The 14,388-nt window shown below is 47.1% G+C and carries 9 protein-coding genes and 1 pseudogene; 8 read left to right on the forward strand and 2 right to left on the reverse strand.

Annotated elements, in window-relative coordinates; genetic code table 11:
- Positions 1 to 70 precede the first annotated feature (70 nt).
- From AC2T15_RS05200 to AC2T15_RS05225, 6 genes and pseudogenes are all read left to right on the forward strand, one after another.
- Positions 71 to 844, forward strand: coding sequence for a ferredoxin--NADP reductase (locus AC2T15_RS05200; protein WP_053099493.1), 774 nt, complete (start codon positions 71 to 73; stop codon positions 842 to 844).
- 165 nt (positions 845 to 1,009) lie between these two features.
- Complete coding sequence (locus AC2T15_RS05205) at positions 1,010 to 3,385, forward strand: insulinase family protein (RefSeq protein WP_486778910.1); 2,376 nt, start codon at positions 1,010 to 1,012, stop codon at positions 3,383 to 3,385.
- A 77-nt stretch (positions 3,386 to 3,462) separates the two neighbouring features.
- Complete coding sequence (gene rlmKL / locus AC2T15_RS05210; RefSeq protein WP_053099495.1) at positions 3,463 to 5,637, forward strand: bifunctional 23S rRNA (guanine(2069)-N(7))-methyltransferase RlmK/23S rRNA (guanine(2445)-N(2))-methyltransferase RlmL; 2,175 nt, start codon at positions 3,463 to 3,465, stop codon at positions 5,635 to 5,637.
- Between the two features lie 182 nt (positions 5,638 to 5,819).
- The gene (gene rluB / locus AC2T15_RS05215) at positions 5,820 to 6,953 is read left to right on the forward strand and encodes a 23S rRNA pseudouridine(2605) synthase RluB (RefSeq protein WP_486778911.1); all 1,134 of its coding nucleotides are present in this window, start codon (positions 5,820 to 5,822) and stop codon (positions 6,951 to 6,953) included.
- 159 nt (positions 6,954 to 7,112) lie between these two features.
- Positions 7,113 to 7,496 (forward strand): hypothetical protein, encoded by a 384-nt coding sequence (locus AC2T15_RS05220; RefSeq protein ID WP_486778912.1) that lies wholly within the window; start codon positions 7,113 to 7,115, stop codon positions 7,494 to 7,496.
- Positions 7,442 to 8,568, forward strand: a pseudogene (locus AC2T15_RS05225) (PQQ-binding-like beta-propeller repeat protein). The gene AC2T15_RS05220 and the pseudogene AC2T15_RS05225 overlap by 55 nt, the downstream one beginning before the upstream one ends.
- 66 nt (positions 8,569 to 8,634) lie before the next feature.
- On the opposite strand, the gene acnB reads toward AC2T15_RS05225, so the two are convergent.
- Both acnB and AC2T15_RS05235 read right to left on the reverse strand, forming a co-directional pair.
- A complete protein-coding gene (acnB, locus tag AC2T15_RS05230; protein ID WP_286593680.1) occupies positions 8,635 to 11,244 on the reverse strand; it encodes a bifunctional aconitate hydratase 2/2-methylisocitrate dehydratase in 2,610 nt (869 codons plus the stop codon).
- A 286-nt stretch (positions 11,245 to 11,530) separates the two neighbouring features.
- Positions 11,531 to 12,091 carry a 4'-phosphopantetheinyl transferase family protein gene (locus AC2T15_RS05235; RefSeq protein WP_486778913.1) on the reverse strand — a complete coding sequence of 187 codons (561 nt, stop codon included), beginning with the start codon at positions 12,089 to 12,091 and terminating at the stop codon, positions 11,531 to 11,533.
- A 362-nt stretch (positions 12,092 to 12,453) separates the two neighbouring features.
- Between AC2T15_RS05235 and AC2T15_RS05240 the strand changes: the two genes are divergently transcribed.
- Together AC2T15_RS05240 and AC2T15_RS05245 are read left to right on the forward strand one after the other, a co-directional pair.
- The gene (locus AC2T15_RS05240) at positions 12,454 to 13,152 is read left to right on the forward strand and encodes a tetratricopeptide repeat protein (protein ID WP_486778914.1); all 699 of its coding nucleotides are present in this window, start codon (positions 12,454 to 12,456) and stop codon (positions 13,150 to 13,152) included.
- A 42-nt stretch (positions 13,153 to 13,194) separates the two neighbouring features.
- A complete protein-coding gene (locus AC2T15_RS05245; protein WP_486778915.1) occupies positions 13,195 to 14,388 on the forward strand; it encodes a hypothetical protein in 1,194 nt (397 codons plus the stop codon).

Consider the following 14,388-nt stretch of genomic DNA (forward strand, 5'->3'; position numbering starts at 1 on the left):
TTAATGAGAAAGCTTCTCAATAAGAGGGCTTTATTCTAAGCTGTAGACTCTGTTGTTTTAAAGGTGGCCCATGAGTAAGTTTTATCAAGAGAAAGTGACTGCTATCCATCATTGGACGGATCACTTATTTAGCTTTACCGCAACCCGTGACCCGGGCCTACGTTTTCGTAGTGGCCAATTTGTCATGTTAGGTTTGGAGGTTGATGGCCGACCGCTAATGCGCGCCTACAGTGTTGCTAGTCCGCACTATGCTGACGAGATTGAGTTTTTCAGTATTAAAGTGCCCGATGGCCCTTTAACGTCTCGCTTACAACATTTAAATGTGGGCGATGAAGTGCTAATTAGTCGTAAGCCGACCGGAACCTTAGTGCTGGATGATTTACTGCCAGGTAAGCGACTATTTTTGTTTAGTACCGGTACAGGGTTAGCGCCTTTTATTAGCTTGTTACAAGACCCTGAAACCTATGAGCGTTTTGAGCAAGTGATCTTATTACATGGCGTGCGCTATGAAAAAGATTTGGCCTACCGAGAGTTTTTTACCCAAGAATTACCCAATAATGAATTTCTGGGTGAATTAGTTCAGCAGCAGTTGGTGTATTACCCCTGTGTTTCACGCGAGCCTTTTAAGCATCAAGGGCGAATTACGAGCCTGATTGAAAACGAGCAGTTTTACCGTGATACGGGGCTGGAGCCACTCAACCCAGCCACCGACCGCGCGATGATATGTGGTAGTACCGCTATGTTGCATGACATTAAAGACATGCTTGAGGCGCGTAACTTTAAAATCTCACCGCGGATGGGTGAGATGGGTGACTTTGTAATTGAGCGTGCCTTTGCCGATTAAGTCCTCTAGAAACCTTGTTAGCCGACAGCACATCTAAGCAAGTGCTGTCGGTTTTTGTGCTTAAACTAATCGAAACGATGAGTAATCTAGGTCCAAAGATGGGTTGTGCCACGTGCTCGTTTAGCTGATGATGCCAAAATCCTGACCAGCTAAGAAGCTATGGCTATGCCGGAAAACGTTACATTAATTGAACAGCTAACTCTCGCCGCCAACGTGCAATTGAGTGTGTTAGAAGCTAATCAGTGTGAGCAAGCTGCACTCGTTATAGTCTGTGGCAGTGGTAGCCATCAAGAGCCTAAGGCTTGGCTAGGTCTGGCCCATTTTCTAGAGCACCTTGTGTTTCGTGGCAGTCAGCAGTACCCCGAGACCGACGGTTTAATGGCTTATGTGCAGCGGGTTGGAGGTAAAGTTAATGCACAAACCCAAGCCAATCTCACTTCATTTCACTTTGAGCTGGCGCCCGCATCACTACTACCGGCTACTGCACGCTTAGTTGATTTATTAGTGCATCCCTTGCTGCAGCCGACAGCTATTGCTTCTGAGCGTGAAGTGATTGAGCAGGAATATCAGCTATATGCTCAGCAACCTGGCGCCTTGCAACAGGCAGCAGTGGGATTAGCATTAGCCGCCGAACATCCGCTACAGCTATTTCGTTGTGGTAATCGGCGCAGTTTGGCACTTGAGCAGCCTGAGTTTATACGCCAGTTAAAAGCCTTTCATCAACACGCCTATCTGCAAAGTCCGCTGCGTATAGTGCTCTGCTGTACTGCTGATGATTGGCAGTTGCAAAAGTCAGCATGGCTGAGCCTACTCACGCCTTTGTTAACCTTGAGGCGACAGGCAAAACAGCCACCAACAAAGATTCAGTTATTGCCTAAGGCAGTTATTAGGCAGCATATTACTCAGCAAGCGCTGCCCCAGTTGGCCCTGTATGTGCCGATAGAGCCTGCATTACCTGATGGGCTGTGGTTAACCCAGGTATTTCAGCAGCAACTAGATCCTGCGCAGTTTTCATCAATCCAAGGTGTATGCCAAGCGGTGAGCGTGCAGCTGTTTTATCAGCAAGCCTGTCAAAGTATAGTGCTGATTAATTTAACCTTTAATACCTTAGCAGTTGATGATCTAAGCGCGCTGTATCAACACTGCCAGCAGCAATTACAGCATGCCATACTTGCGCTTAGCGGTACTGCCGCTCGGCATGATCAGCAAGTGGCAAAGCGGCGACGGGCGTTAACGGCCAGTGCTATGCAGCAGGCGCTACAGTACAGTCAGCAAACGCAACCAGTGGATTATTTTTCCGCCATTGTGCAGCCATTACAAAAGCTACAGCAGCAGCTAGCAGAACAACAGTGCCTCGTGCAGTTAGTTAATCTGGGTCCAGTAACTGCTACTGTGGATGTAGGTTTAACACTGCATGCTGAAGTCAGCTATCAAAACTTAACCCAAGCCTCAGGGCTGCATCGGTTGCCGCAACCCGCCTCAGCAGAACAATCAGTACCCAGCTCTTCACTGGCGCCGCAGCTTAAAAGCTTGTTGCAGCCATTGACTTCAAGAGCTGTGGCACAGACGTTAGTCACGGCTTATCTTGGCTGGTCGTTAACCTCATTATCCATTTCGCCGTATTGGGCGTTACGCCATGCTGAGCAGACATTACAGCCCTTAGTGGCTAGTTTGGCCTATCAAGGGGCGAAAGTTCGTTGTTTAGTGGCTAATCAGCAGCTATTTGTGCAGCTAACGACACCGGCTGATTATTTAATGCAGGCGCTTGCCATAGTGGAATGGCAGCTTGCGAAATTTGATCAACTGAAGTTGACCAATAAGCCACTGAAAGCGGCGGGACTTAGGGCCTATTTGGCGCAACTTGAGATGCGGCTGTTAACTGAGGCCTCTTCAGTCGCGCCGAGCTTAACCTTAGCTATGCCGCCCGATCATTGGTTGCTGTTTGGGCTTAACCTTAAAACTCAGCAAAGAGTCGAATTAGCCAGTGCTCCGCCGATAATGACTGCACCACTGTTGCCCGTCATCCAAGTGCACACACCGTCATTTAACTGCGGTTATTTAGCGCTAGTCATTCCGCTGGGAGTGTCAGAGCTTGGTTGTATTGCTAGGCAGCGGGTGGCGCAGTCCATCGCCAACGCATTACTGACAGTCTTACAGCAGCGCTTACGCGTAGAGTTAGGCTGCTGTTATGCCTTGACGTGCTACGCCGAAGTGCTGTTGCAGCAACCGATGTTAGTGATCGGGCTGCAGTCAGGCAGTGAGTTGGCGTATTTGCAACAACAACTCCAATTACTGTTACAGCAGTGGCTCGCAACGACTAATCCTAAAACTTTACTACAGCAGTTACAGTCAATGGCAAAGCAGCGCTTAGCGCCGGAAATGCTGCAAGACTTAGCGCTGAGCGCTTGGTTGCAACACCACTCGCTCAGTCAGCAGCTAGCCCGTGAGCGAAGTAGGTTACAGAGAGTAACCAAAGTTGAGCTGCAGCAATTGTTACTGCAGATGCAAGACAGCAGGACCTGGTATTGGCTTAGTGAATAACAGCTAAAAATAAAGGCTCATCAATTTTAGTGGCTACGGCTATACTAGGCGCAGATTTTTTTTAGGCGTTGATTGAAATGAGCACATTGTACGAACTGCATTTAACTTGTCCCAAAAGCCTGGAAGGGCTGCTACTAGATGAGGCCCAAGGTTTAGGCTTAACCCATACTCGGGAGCGAGTGGCGGGGGTACAAGGGCAAGGCAGTTTAGAAACCGCCTATCGTTTGTGTTTATGGTCGCGGCTAGCTAACCGCGTGCTGTTGGTTTTGCATCGTTTTCAAGCCAGCGATGCCGAAGCACTCTATCAAGGCGTGCAAGCCATTGATTGGCAAGATCATTTATTGGCTAATGGTAGCCTAGCCATTGAGTTTAGTGGCCGTGGTGCGGGTGTCGATAACACTCACTTTGGTGCGCTGAAAGTTAAAGATGCGATTGTCGATTATTTGCGAGATAAAGCTGGCAATCGTCCCAGTGTTGAGAAAAAAAATCCAGATGTGCGGATCCATGTGCATGTGCAGCGCAATGAGGTGACAGTTTCGCTGGACTTATCAGGAACCAGTTTGCACCAGCGTGGCTATCGTTTGCAGCAAGGCGCTGCGCCACTAAAAGAGAACCTTGCCGCGGCGATTTTAATTCGCGCCGGCTGGCCAGAGTTAGCGAAACAAGGCCAAGCGCTCTCGGATCCCATGTGTGGTGTGGGTACCTTTTTGATTGAAGCGGGTTTAATTGCAGCCGATATTGCACCTAACTTAAAGCGTGAGCACTGGGGCTTTAGCCAGTGGCTAGGGCATGTTCCGGCTTTGTGGGCACGTTTGCATGAAGAGGCGTGTGTGCGTGCCGAACAGGGGTTGGCGAAAACACCGAATTGGATTCGTGGTTATGAAGCTGATCCACGATTAATTCAGCCTGCGCGCAATAATATTGAGCGTGCAGGACTCAGTGAATGGGTCAAAGTGTATCAAGGCGAATTAGCCACTTTTGCTCCCAAACCCGATCAAGGCCAAACCGGCTTAGTGGTTTGTAACCCGCCGTATGGTGAGCGCTTAGGGGAAGAAGCTAGCTTAATTTATTTGTACCAAAACTTAGGCGAGCGTCTGCGTAGTCAGTGTACTAACTGGCAGGCTGCCGTTTTTACCGGTGCACCTGAGTTAGGTAAACGTATGGGCATCCGTAGCTATAAAAATTATGCCCTGTGGAATGGCGCACTGGCTTGCCGTTTATTACTGTTTAAGGTGCAGCCGGATCAGTTTGTGCTTGGCGGTAATACTTTGGCTGCGGAGTCTGTAACAACGGAGCAAGAATCTGCCGCGCGTTTAAGCGAAGGCGCGCAAATGTTTGCCAATCGGTTACAGAAAAATTTGCGCAACCTAGGCAAATGGGCGCGTAAAGAGGGCATTGAATGCTACCGTCTTTATGATGCGGATATGCCTGAGTATGCGGTAGCAATTGATCTGTACGGACAGCAAGTGCATGTACAAGAATATGCTGCGCCTAAATCGGTCGATGCCGCCAAAGCTCAGGCCCGATTTTTAGATGTGATTGCGGCGATTCCAAGTGTTTTGCCAGTCCGTCCTGAGCAAATTGCAATTAAGCGCCGCGAGCGGCAAGCGGGATTAAAACAGTATGAGCGGCAGGCGCAAAAAGGCGAGTTCTTTCAAGTCTCTGAGCAGGGCGTTAAGCTGTTGGTAAACTTGCATGACTACCTCGATACGGGGTTGTTTTTAGATCATCGTCCGATGCGCCGAAAAATTCAGCAGCAAGCCGCAGGTAAACGGTTTTTAAACTTGTTTTGCTACACCGCAGCAGTAACCGTGCATGCGGCTAAAGGCGGCGCTCGCACCACGACCAGTGTGGACTTATCTAAAACCTATCTCGATTGGGCGCGGCGTAACTTATCGTTAAATGGCTTTTCAGATAAGCATCGATTAGAGCAAGCGGATGTCATGCGTTGGTTGGAAAAAGAACAAGAAACCTATGACTTAATCTTTATTGATCCACCGACCTTTTCTAATTCGAAACGCATGACCGAAGTATTTGATGTGCAGCGTGATCACGTCAAATTAATTTACTTAGCCATGCAGCGTTTAGCAGCTAATGGTGTGCTGTATTTCTCGAATAACTTCCGTAAGTTTGTCTTAGCCGATGAGTTAATGGTTCGTTATCGGGTGGAAGAAATTAGTGCGCAGACCCTGGATCCGGATTTTGCTCGTAATCCTAAAATCCATCGCGCATGGAAAATCCAGCACCTATAAGCTGAATGTTTTAGGCGTAAAGTGCGGGCTAAATAATTCACCATAAACGGATGCATAATGCCGTGGCTCAGCGTATGATGCGCCACTGCTGCAACGCTATTTCTCAGCGTTAATCTGCAGTCGATCTCAATCAAAAAATGCGCCCAGCCGCGCAGTGTCAAAAATACACCGGGAGGTGCCAGATGACCGACAATAATCAATTTTTAACTGAATCTGAGGCTATAGAAGACTCAGAATCGGCTGCGCCTACTGGCGAAAAGCTGCAAAAAGTATTAGCTCGTTTAGGCTTAGGTTCACGCCGTACCCTTGAGCAGTGGATCAAAGAAGGTCGCATTAGCATTAATGGCCAGGTGGCTCATTTAGGGGCGCGGGTCGAAGCGCGGGACAGTATCAGTGTTGATGGTCGTCCTGTAAAACGTGAAGAGCTAGAGCAAGATATTCGCCGGGTGCTAATTTATAACAAGCCAGAAGGTGAAGTCTGTACGCGTAAAGATCCTGAAGGACGGCCAACAGTATTTGATCGTTTACCACGACCTAAAGCTGGACGCTGGATCAATATTGGTCGCCTAGATATTAATACCTCGGGCTTATTGCTTTTTACCACAGACGGTGAGCTGGCCAATCGGATGATGCACCCATCGTTTGAAATGGACCGCGAATACGCGGTGCGGGTGCGCGGTGAAGTAACCGATGAAATGATCGAAACCTTAAAAGAAGGGGTTATGTTGGAAGACGGTAAAGCAAATTTTACTGACATTCAGCGTGCGCCGGGTGGTGAAGGTTTTAACCGCTGGTTCCACTGCGTAGTGATGGAAGGTCGTAACCGTGAGGTTAGACGTTTATGGGAGTCGCAAGGCGTAGTGGTGAGCCGCTTGAAGCGGGTACGCTTTGGGCCGGTATTTTTAACCTCTGAAATCAAACAAGGACGCTGGCGTGAGCTCACCCAAGCAGAGCTGAATATCCTCAGTGCTGAAGTAGGCTTAGAGGCCGTACAGTTGCCTGAGGTCAGTGTTAAAGATAAAGCACGACAAGAGCGTCAAGAGCGCAAAGTTAGCCGTCCTGTACATCGTGCGCGCGGCAATCGTCGCCCTGAAGACGAGCGTGAAGTTAAGCGCAATACTTTAGAGCGCGGCCGCAAAGGCAAAGAGGGCAACGCCCGTCCTCAGCCTGTTGAGCGTAAAAAACGTGCTGATCGTGGTGAGCGCAAAGGTGAGTTTAGCGCAAATCAGCGCTATACAACCGAACCTCAGCGCCGTTTACGTCCAGAAAGCGAAGCCGATGTAACTCCAAGTCGTCGTCCTAAAACGCGTCGCTAAATCTGTTGCTTTAAGTGATGAATTAGCCCAGCTGTTGCTGGGCTTTTTTATGCGTTTTATTAGCGCTTTAGCCTAGTGTTTAACAGGCTGGCTGAACTAATTGCGGGCTCTTCTTCTCCTAACAGAGGTGCACAGAACTTCTAACGAGAGGGATGCAAGATGATCACATTAACAGCGGCGGTGATTGCACTGCTGGGCGCTTTTTTGCTCCTGGCGGGTGGTTATTTAACGTGGTTAGGGAGGAGTTGGTTTTATTTGGCCTGTGGCGCGGGCTTATTGCTAGCAGCCTGTGGTATTTATCAGCGGCGTAACTGGGGACGATTAGTTTATCTTGGCGTGCTGGTGCTGACCTTAATTTGGGCGGTCATTGAAACTGGCTTTAGTTGGTGGCCAATGGCTTCACGCTTAGGTTTGTTGATCGTACTGGGGTTATGGTTAGTTAGTCCTTGGATGGAACGTCATTTTCAAGCAGCTGCCACAGCGCGCTTATGCTTAAATTATGGGCTAGCAGGAGTCGTGGTGGCAGTACGCCTGATCAATTAGGTAGCTATCGCAATGAGTCAGAAGAAAAATATGCCTCCTCGGTGGTAGCACTGGATATTAAAACCGGTGAGGCCAAGTGGGTGCAGCAATTTGTGCACCATGATCTTTGGGATATGGATACGCCATCGCAACCAAGTTTGCTGGACCTTGATACCGCAGAAGGTAAACAGCCAGCTTTAGTTGTGCCGACTAAGCAAGGGGATGTGTATGTACTGAATCGAGAAACTGGAGCACCGATTTTACCTATTACTGAACACCCTGCGCCTAAGGGTTTAATGGTACAAGATGAGTTTACTGCAGAGACACAACCGGCTTCGGCTTTAACTTTTAACCCTCCAGAGCTAACAGAGTCAGATATGTGGGGTGGAACTTTAATTGATCAGCTTCTATGCCGTATTCAGTTTAAGCAGTTGAATTATCAAGGCCGTTATACACCACCATCCGAGCAAGGAACAATTGTGTATCCAAGCAATTTTGGGGTGTTTAACTGGGGTAGTGTGGCCGTTGATCCTAAGCGACAAATTATGTTTGGTATGCCGCTGCGCTTAGCCTTTATTTCGCGCATGGTACACAAAGATAATCTTGATCATTCGACTGAGTTTAATACCGGTGAACAGGGGGTTAATTTCAACCAAGGTGCTGATTATGCGATGGAGTTAAAACCCTTTTTATCACCACTTGGGTGCCTTGTCAGCAACCACCTTGGGGGACTATTGCCGCAGCCGATTTAGTAACAGGAAAAACCATTTATCAATATGTAAATGGCAGTGTCCGCGACCTTACGCCTTTGCCTTTAGATTTTGAGATGGGAGTACCAGGCATTGGTGGCCCTATCATTACGGCGGGTAATCTGGCCTTTTTAGCAGCGACTGTTGAAAACAGCTTTAAAGCCTATGATTTGGTTAGCGGAGAAGTGTTATGGAAGACTCGCTTACCTGCAGGAGGGCAAGCCACTCCGATGACTTACTTAAATAGCCAAGGAGAAAAAATGGTTGTGCTAGTGGTAGGAGGGCATGGCTCAATTGGCACTCAAGCAGGGGATTATGTGATTGCTTATAAACTTAAACCGTAATTAGTCTTAACAATAAAAAACGCCTCGCAAATGCGAGGCGTTTTCATTACTTCAGTTAACAGTCACTTAGGCTTGGATTACTGGAATCTCAGCATTAGCGGCTGCTTCTTTATAGGAAGCAATTTGGTCGAAGCTGAGGTAGCGGTAAATATCGGCAGCCATGCTATCGATGTTTTTCGCGTACTCCATATACTCTTCAACGGTTGGTAACTTACCTAGGATCGAAGAAACGGCAGCTAACTCAGCAGAAGCTAAGAATACGTCCGTGTTATCACCTAAACGGTTCGGGAAGTTACGAGTAGAAGTAGAAACTACCGTTGCACCAGTCTGAACACGTGCTTGGTTACCCATGCACAGTGAGCAGCCTGGCATTTCCATACGAGCACCGGCTTTACCGTAGATGCCATAGTAGCCTTCTTCGGTTAACTGGTACTGATCCATACGGGTTGGTGGCGCTAACCATAAACGAGTTGGAATACCGCCTTTTACTTTCTCCAGCAGTTTACCTGCTGCACGGAAGTGACCAATGTTGGTCATGCACGAACCGATGAATACTTCATCAATGGTGCGACCAGCAACTTCTGATAATAAACGAGCATCATCTGGGTCGTTCGGTGCACAGAGAATCGGCTGGTTAATTTCAGCTAGATCAATTTCGATCACAGCTGCGTACTCAGCGTCTTTGTCTGCTTCTAAGAGTTCAGGCTTAGCTAACCATGCTTCCATCGCTTGAGCGCGGCGCTCAAGGGTGCGTGCATCACCGTAACCTTCACCGATCATCCAACGTAACATGGTGATGTTGGACTTCAGGTACTCAGCAATGGCTTCTTCAGGTAGCTTAATGGTGCAACCTGCGGCTGAACGCTCAGCTGAGGCATCTGATAATTCAAACGCTTGCTCAACGGTTAAATCATTCAAGCCTTCGATTTCTAAGATGCGGCCAGAGAAGATGTTTTTCTTACCTTTCTTCTCAACGGTCAGTAAACCTTCTTGGATCGCGTAGTAAGGAATAGCATGAACCAGGTCACGTAAGGTGATACCAGGGTTCATTTTACCCTTGAAGCGTACCAGTACTGACTCAGGCATATCCAACGGCATAACACCGGTAGCAGCAGCAAAGGCAACTAGACCCGAACCGGCTGGGAAAGAAATACCCATAGGGAAGCGGGTGTGTGAGTCACCACCGGTACCAACGGTATCAGGTAGTAACATACGGTTTAACCAGCTGTGGATGATACCGTCACCAGGACGCAGGGAAACACCGCCACGGTTACGGATGAAATCCGGTAGGGTGTGGTGGGTTGTTACGTCGATTGGTTTTGGGTAAGCCGCTGTGTGACAGAATGACTGCATTACTAAGTCAGCAGAGAAACCTAAGCAGGCTAAGTCTTTTAGCTCGTCACGGGTCATAGGACCGGTGGTGTCTTGCGAACCTACAGTAGTCATTTTTGGCTCACAGTAGGTGCCTGGACGAACGCCTTGACCTTCTGCTAGACCGCAAGCGCGACCAACCATTTTTTGCGCTAGAGTAAAGCCTTTACCGCTGTCTGCAGGGGCTTCAGGCTTTTTGAATAGGTCAGATGGGCCCATGCCTAGCTCAGCACGTGCACGCTCGGTTAAACCGCGACCGATGATTAACGGAATACGACCACCAGCACGTACTTCGTCTAGCAGTACGTCAGTTTTCAATTCAAATGTGGTCACTAGCTCGTCTGAACCGTGACGACGTACTTCACCTTTGTAAGGGTAAACGTCGATCACATCGCCCATTGCTAGGTCAGTGCAATCAAATTCGATGGGCAGGGCGCCTGCGTCTTCCATGGTGTTATAGAAGATAGGTGCAATTTTGGTACCAAAGCAGAAACCACCAGCACGCTTATTAGGAACGTTCGGAATATCATCACCGAAGAACCATAGTACCGAGTTAGTTGCTGATTTACGTGAAGAACCCGTACCAACAACGTCACCCACGTAAGCAACTGGGTAACCTTTGGCTTTAAGCTCTTCCATTTGCTTGATCGGACCGACTGAACCTGGAACATCAGGCTTAATGCCTTCACGCTCCATTTTCAGCATCGCTAGCGCGTGCAGTGGGATATCCGGACGTGACCAAGCATCAGGTGCAGGAGACAGGTCATCAGTGTTGGTTTCGCCAACCACTTTAAATACGCTTAGCGTGATTTTTTCTTCAAGTGCTGGACGGTTTTTGAACCACTCGCCCTCAGCCCATGATTCTAAGACGGCTTTAGCGTGTGCGTTACCGGCTTTCGCTTTTTCCGCCACATCATGGAACGCATCAAACATCAATAAGGTGTGCTTGAGTTGTTCTGCAGCAGTTTCAGCTAGCTCGGCGTCATCTAGCAGCTCAACTAGGGTAGCGATGTTGTAGCCACCTTGCATGGTGCCTAACAGTTTAACTGCATGCACCTTGTCAATGAGCGGAGAAGTGGCTTCACCTTTGGCTACTGCTGATAAAAAGCCAGCTTTAACATAAGCAGCTTCGTCTACCCCTGGTGGTACACGATCAGTGATTAGCTCGAGCAGGAAAGATTCTTCGCCTGCAGGTGGGTTTTTCAGCAGCTCAACTAAACCAGCGGTTTGTTCAGCATTTAACGGCTGAGGCACAACGCCTTGTTCAGCGCGTTCAGCTACGTGTTTACGGTAGGCTTCAAGCACAGTTTTACCCTCATCAGTGGCCCCTGTATTATGGCGGGGCGCTTATCCAGAAGCTGTTTTCAAAGTTTTACGAAGGTACTTAAACGGCTAATAATGGTAGGGCTTAGCTAACCGAATTAAGTCCTAACTGTGCGTGACGCTTTGAAAACAGCTTCGGTTCAGATACGGAATGCCTTTAAAAGGCGCCACTATTCTAAGGGAGATACGCAATAAAGTTAAGTCACATTAGCAGAAAGACTAAAACCTGTATCACAGTGAAGGTATAGCTTTGCTCTGCAGCCACAGGTTAAGCTGGCACTCGCACTAAACTCAGCACATGCTGCTCAAGTAATACGCACTCGCAAAGAAACTCGTGTCCAGCTTGCCAGCGCGAGTCTAGGTTAATCAGCAGCTTAATCGCACTAATGATTAAAGGTTGTTGCGGGTTGATTACAACTTCAGCCGCCTGAAAACCGAAGAATACGAGCGATAACGGGTAAAGCGCTTTATAGAGGCTTTCTTTAATCGAAAATACTTGGGTGACAAAGAGAGCTTGCTCGACGGGGGAGAGCTGATCTAGTACTCGTTGTTCATTGGCGGTAAGAATGTGTGGCGCTAAGCGCAAGGCTTTAGTTACAGCTAAATAAGCCTCTGCATCGAGGCCAATGCCTTGAAACGAAGTTAGTGGTGCGACAATGGCTGCGGCGAACCCTTGGCTATGGGTAATAGCGCCACAGCTGCCAGTAGGCCAGAGGACAAAGCCATGTTCTGGGTGTTTGTTAAGGCGCGCTGTTTGGTTGGGCTGCAATATCTGTAGTGCTTGCCGTGCACAGGCACGGCCAGCGTAAAACTCTGCTTTTCGTTTCACTGAACGGCCATTAGGTGCTGAAATACCCAAATAAAGCCAATTTTTATGATCTGGGGCAAAGTCTTTAAAGACTGTACAGGTCAAAACACAGCTAAACTGTAAAGCTGTAAATGGCCATGCTGTTTTAAAAGATAAAAAAGGCATATAATTAAAGCGTTTATGTGATTTGGTGAGAAAAAGAGAGAGTGAGCGAGTACACTCTTAAGCTGTGTTTGATATAGGTTTCTTAAGTTCTTGCCAGTGTGCTGAATCAAAATGACCCTTGTCAATTTGATAGATGGGATTGCAGGGGAGTTAGGGGACAAATTCTGCTGTTTGATTATGCAGTGTGTCATTATTCTATGTGAAGTGTTGTTAATGTTATGGATATTCCGATAGTTAAGGTGAAAAATGAGCAGGCTAATAGTGCTTTAAGTGTAGACTTACACTTTGATTTAGCCAGTGAGTCGAGGTTGCGGCTATTACCTTGGCTGGAAGCAAGGCATGAGAGAACTTTACAGTACTTGAATCAAGCACTGATTAAAAATCCTAAAAACTTACGTTGGCACACTCAAAAAATTTTTTTATTGCTAGAAACAAAAGCCGTGCAGCAGCTATCCGCTGCGCTAATTGATTTGTTTATCGTCACTGGTGCGGCTGGAAAAAAGCTGAAACAACAGTTACTTCAACTAAGTGAACCTTTGCTTACCGCTGAGCAGTTCCAGTTTTTACAGAGTAATCAAGCTGGCCAAATTACTGCTCAGACTATTTTACCTTCATTGTTAGTAGGCGAAGGTTATAGCTTATTAAATAAAGGATTGATCGGTAGCAGCCAGCTACTAGAGCGCTTTGAGACTCAGTCTTCACCTTCTACCACTGTTATGCTTACTTTGCATGAGCAGGCGTTATCTTGCATGGAGTATGGGCAACTCGAAGAGGCGTTAGCATTATTACAGAAGGCGCATGCTGAAAATCCACAGGACGATAAAGTCAGTGTAGATTTGCTAGCAATTTATGTGAGTTTAGGAATGAAAGCAGAGCAAGAAGCTTTATTACAGGAGTTGCAAGTTGATATCGAGTAACAAGCAAGCAATATCTGTATTTTTGCTGAGAATACGACTTTTATGAAAAAAACAACTATTGCCTTGCTAGGTTTTAGTGAGCGAGCACAAAGTATCTTGGGGTTGTATTTGTCTAGGCGGAAAATGGCCAAGTACACCTTAGTGGAGGGCGTAGGTACGCTTAACATTATTGATTTTGACTGTGTTAATGCAGAGCAACTCTGGGAAAAACATAAAACTGGAGCGGGTGAAATACCTACTATTGTAGTTTCCATGCAAGAGTTGCAGCTAGAAAATGCTCTTTGGTTTAAAAAGCCTTTAAATTTAGAGTTGCTCACAGAAACTATAGATAGATTAGTGGCTGAATATCAACTAAGTCAGCTGGCCAAGCAAGATAATGCTACAGCAGGCCTAGACCCAGAAGAAACAGCCGAGAATACTCAGCCCAAAGCAGATCTCTCTGAGCAGCGTTTATTTATTTCGCAATCACTGCAGGGTTATAGTCAAAGTTACCGCAAAAACCAGGTTAAACATAGCTCCGATGCCTATGAGGAAAAGCGAAGCCTGCAATGGTTTTATGGTATGCGTGATGATGAAGATTATTTAGATTCAAGTAAGTCTGATGAGCTATATTACCAACCAGCTAATTATTTACAGGGTGTGTTTATGCAGGCCCAACAGCTTGCTAAGAGTCAGGGGCAGCCTGTTTTGATTAATGGGGGTGGGGTAAACATGGTCATAACAGACCTGGGCACACGTGTATACAGTGAAACCAAGGATACCTTGCTGCATAAAGTGAGCTTTATTAATACTGAGGAACAATCATTATTTATAGCTAAAGCTGTTGAGCAACATTCCTTTTTAGAGCAGCGCTTGAGTAGGTTAACGCGAAGGGCAAGTAGTGAGCTTCTCTGGAGTCTCAGTATGTGGAGTTCTAAGGGGCGTTTACCGCTAAATATTTCTGGTGAAAGTATTATTCAGTTAAAGCGCTGGCCTAACTTCACCCGTAAAGATCTTTCTCCGCATGCCATGGAGATAGCAGCCCTATGGTTCAATCAAAAAGTGTCAATTAATGAAACTGCGGCAATTTTAGCGGTTCCTTATCGTGCTGTTTACTCTGTTTTTAGTGCTTGTTATGCACTGGACTTAATTGAGTTTATAGATGAGATTGAGCCAAAGAATCAATTATCTTCATCAAAGCAAAAAGTCTCGCTGCCTAAACGAATTTTCAGAGCCTTGTTTAATAAGCTTAGTTAA

The sequence above is a fragment of the Thiopseudomonas sp. SA1F2-1K genome (assembly GCF_057443035.1).

Excerpts from the sequence above, each read along its gene's own strand:
- AC2T15_RS05200 (WP_053099493.1), top strand. The coding sequence starts at position 71 with ATGAGTAAGTTTTATCAAGAGAAAGTGACTGCTATCCATCATTGGACG.
- AC2T15_RS05205 (WP_486778910.1), top strand. The coding sequence starts at position 1,010 with ATGCCGGAAAACGTTACATTAATTGAACAGCTAACTCTCGCCGCCAAC.
- rlmKL (WP_053099495.1), top strand. The coding sequence starts at position 3,463 with ATGAGCACATTGTACGAACTGCATTTAACTTGTCCCAAAAGCCTGGAA.
- rluB (WP_486778911.1), top strand. The coding sequence starts at position 5,820 with ATGACCGACAATAATCAATTTTTAACTGAATCTGAGGCTATAGAAGAC.
- AC2T15_RS05220 (WP_486778912.1), top strand. The coding sequence starts at position 7,113 with ATGATCACATTAACAGCGGCGGTGATTGCACTGCTGGGCGCTTTTTTG.
- AC2T15_RS05240 (WP_486778914.1), top strand. The coding sequence starts at position 12,454 with ATGGATATTCCGATAGTTAAGGTGAAAAATGAGCAGGCTAATAGTGCT.
- AC2T15_RS05245 (WP_486778915.1), top strand. The coding sequence starts at position 13,195 with ATGAAAAAAACAACTATTGCCTTGCTAGGTTTTAGTGAGCGAGCACAA.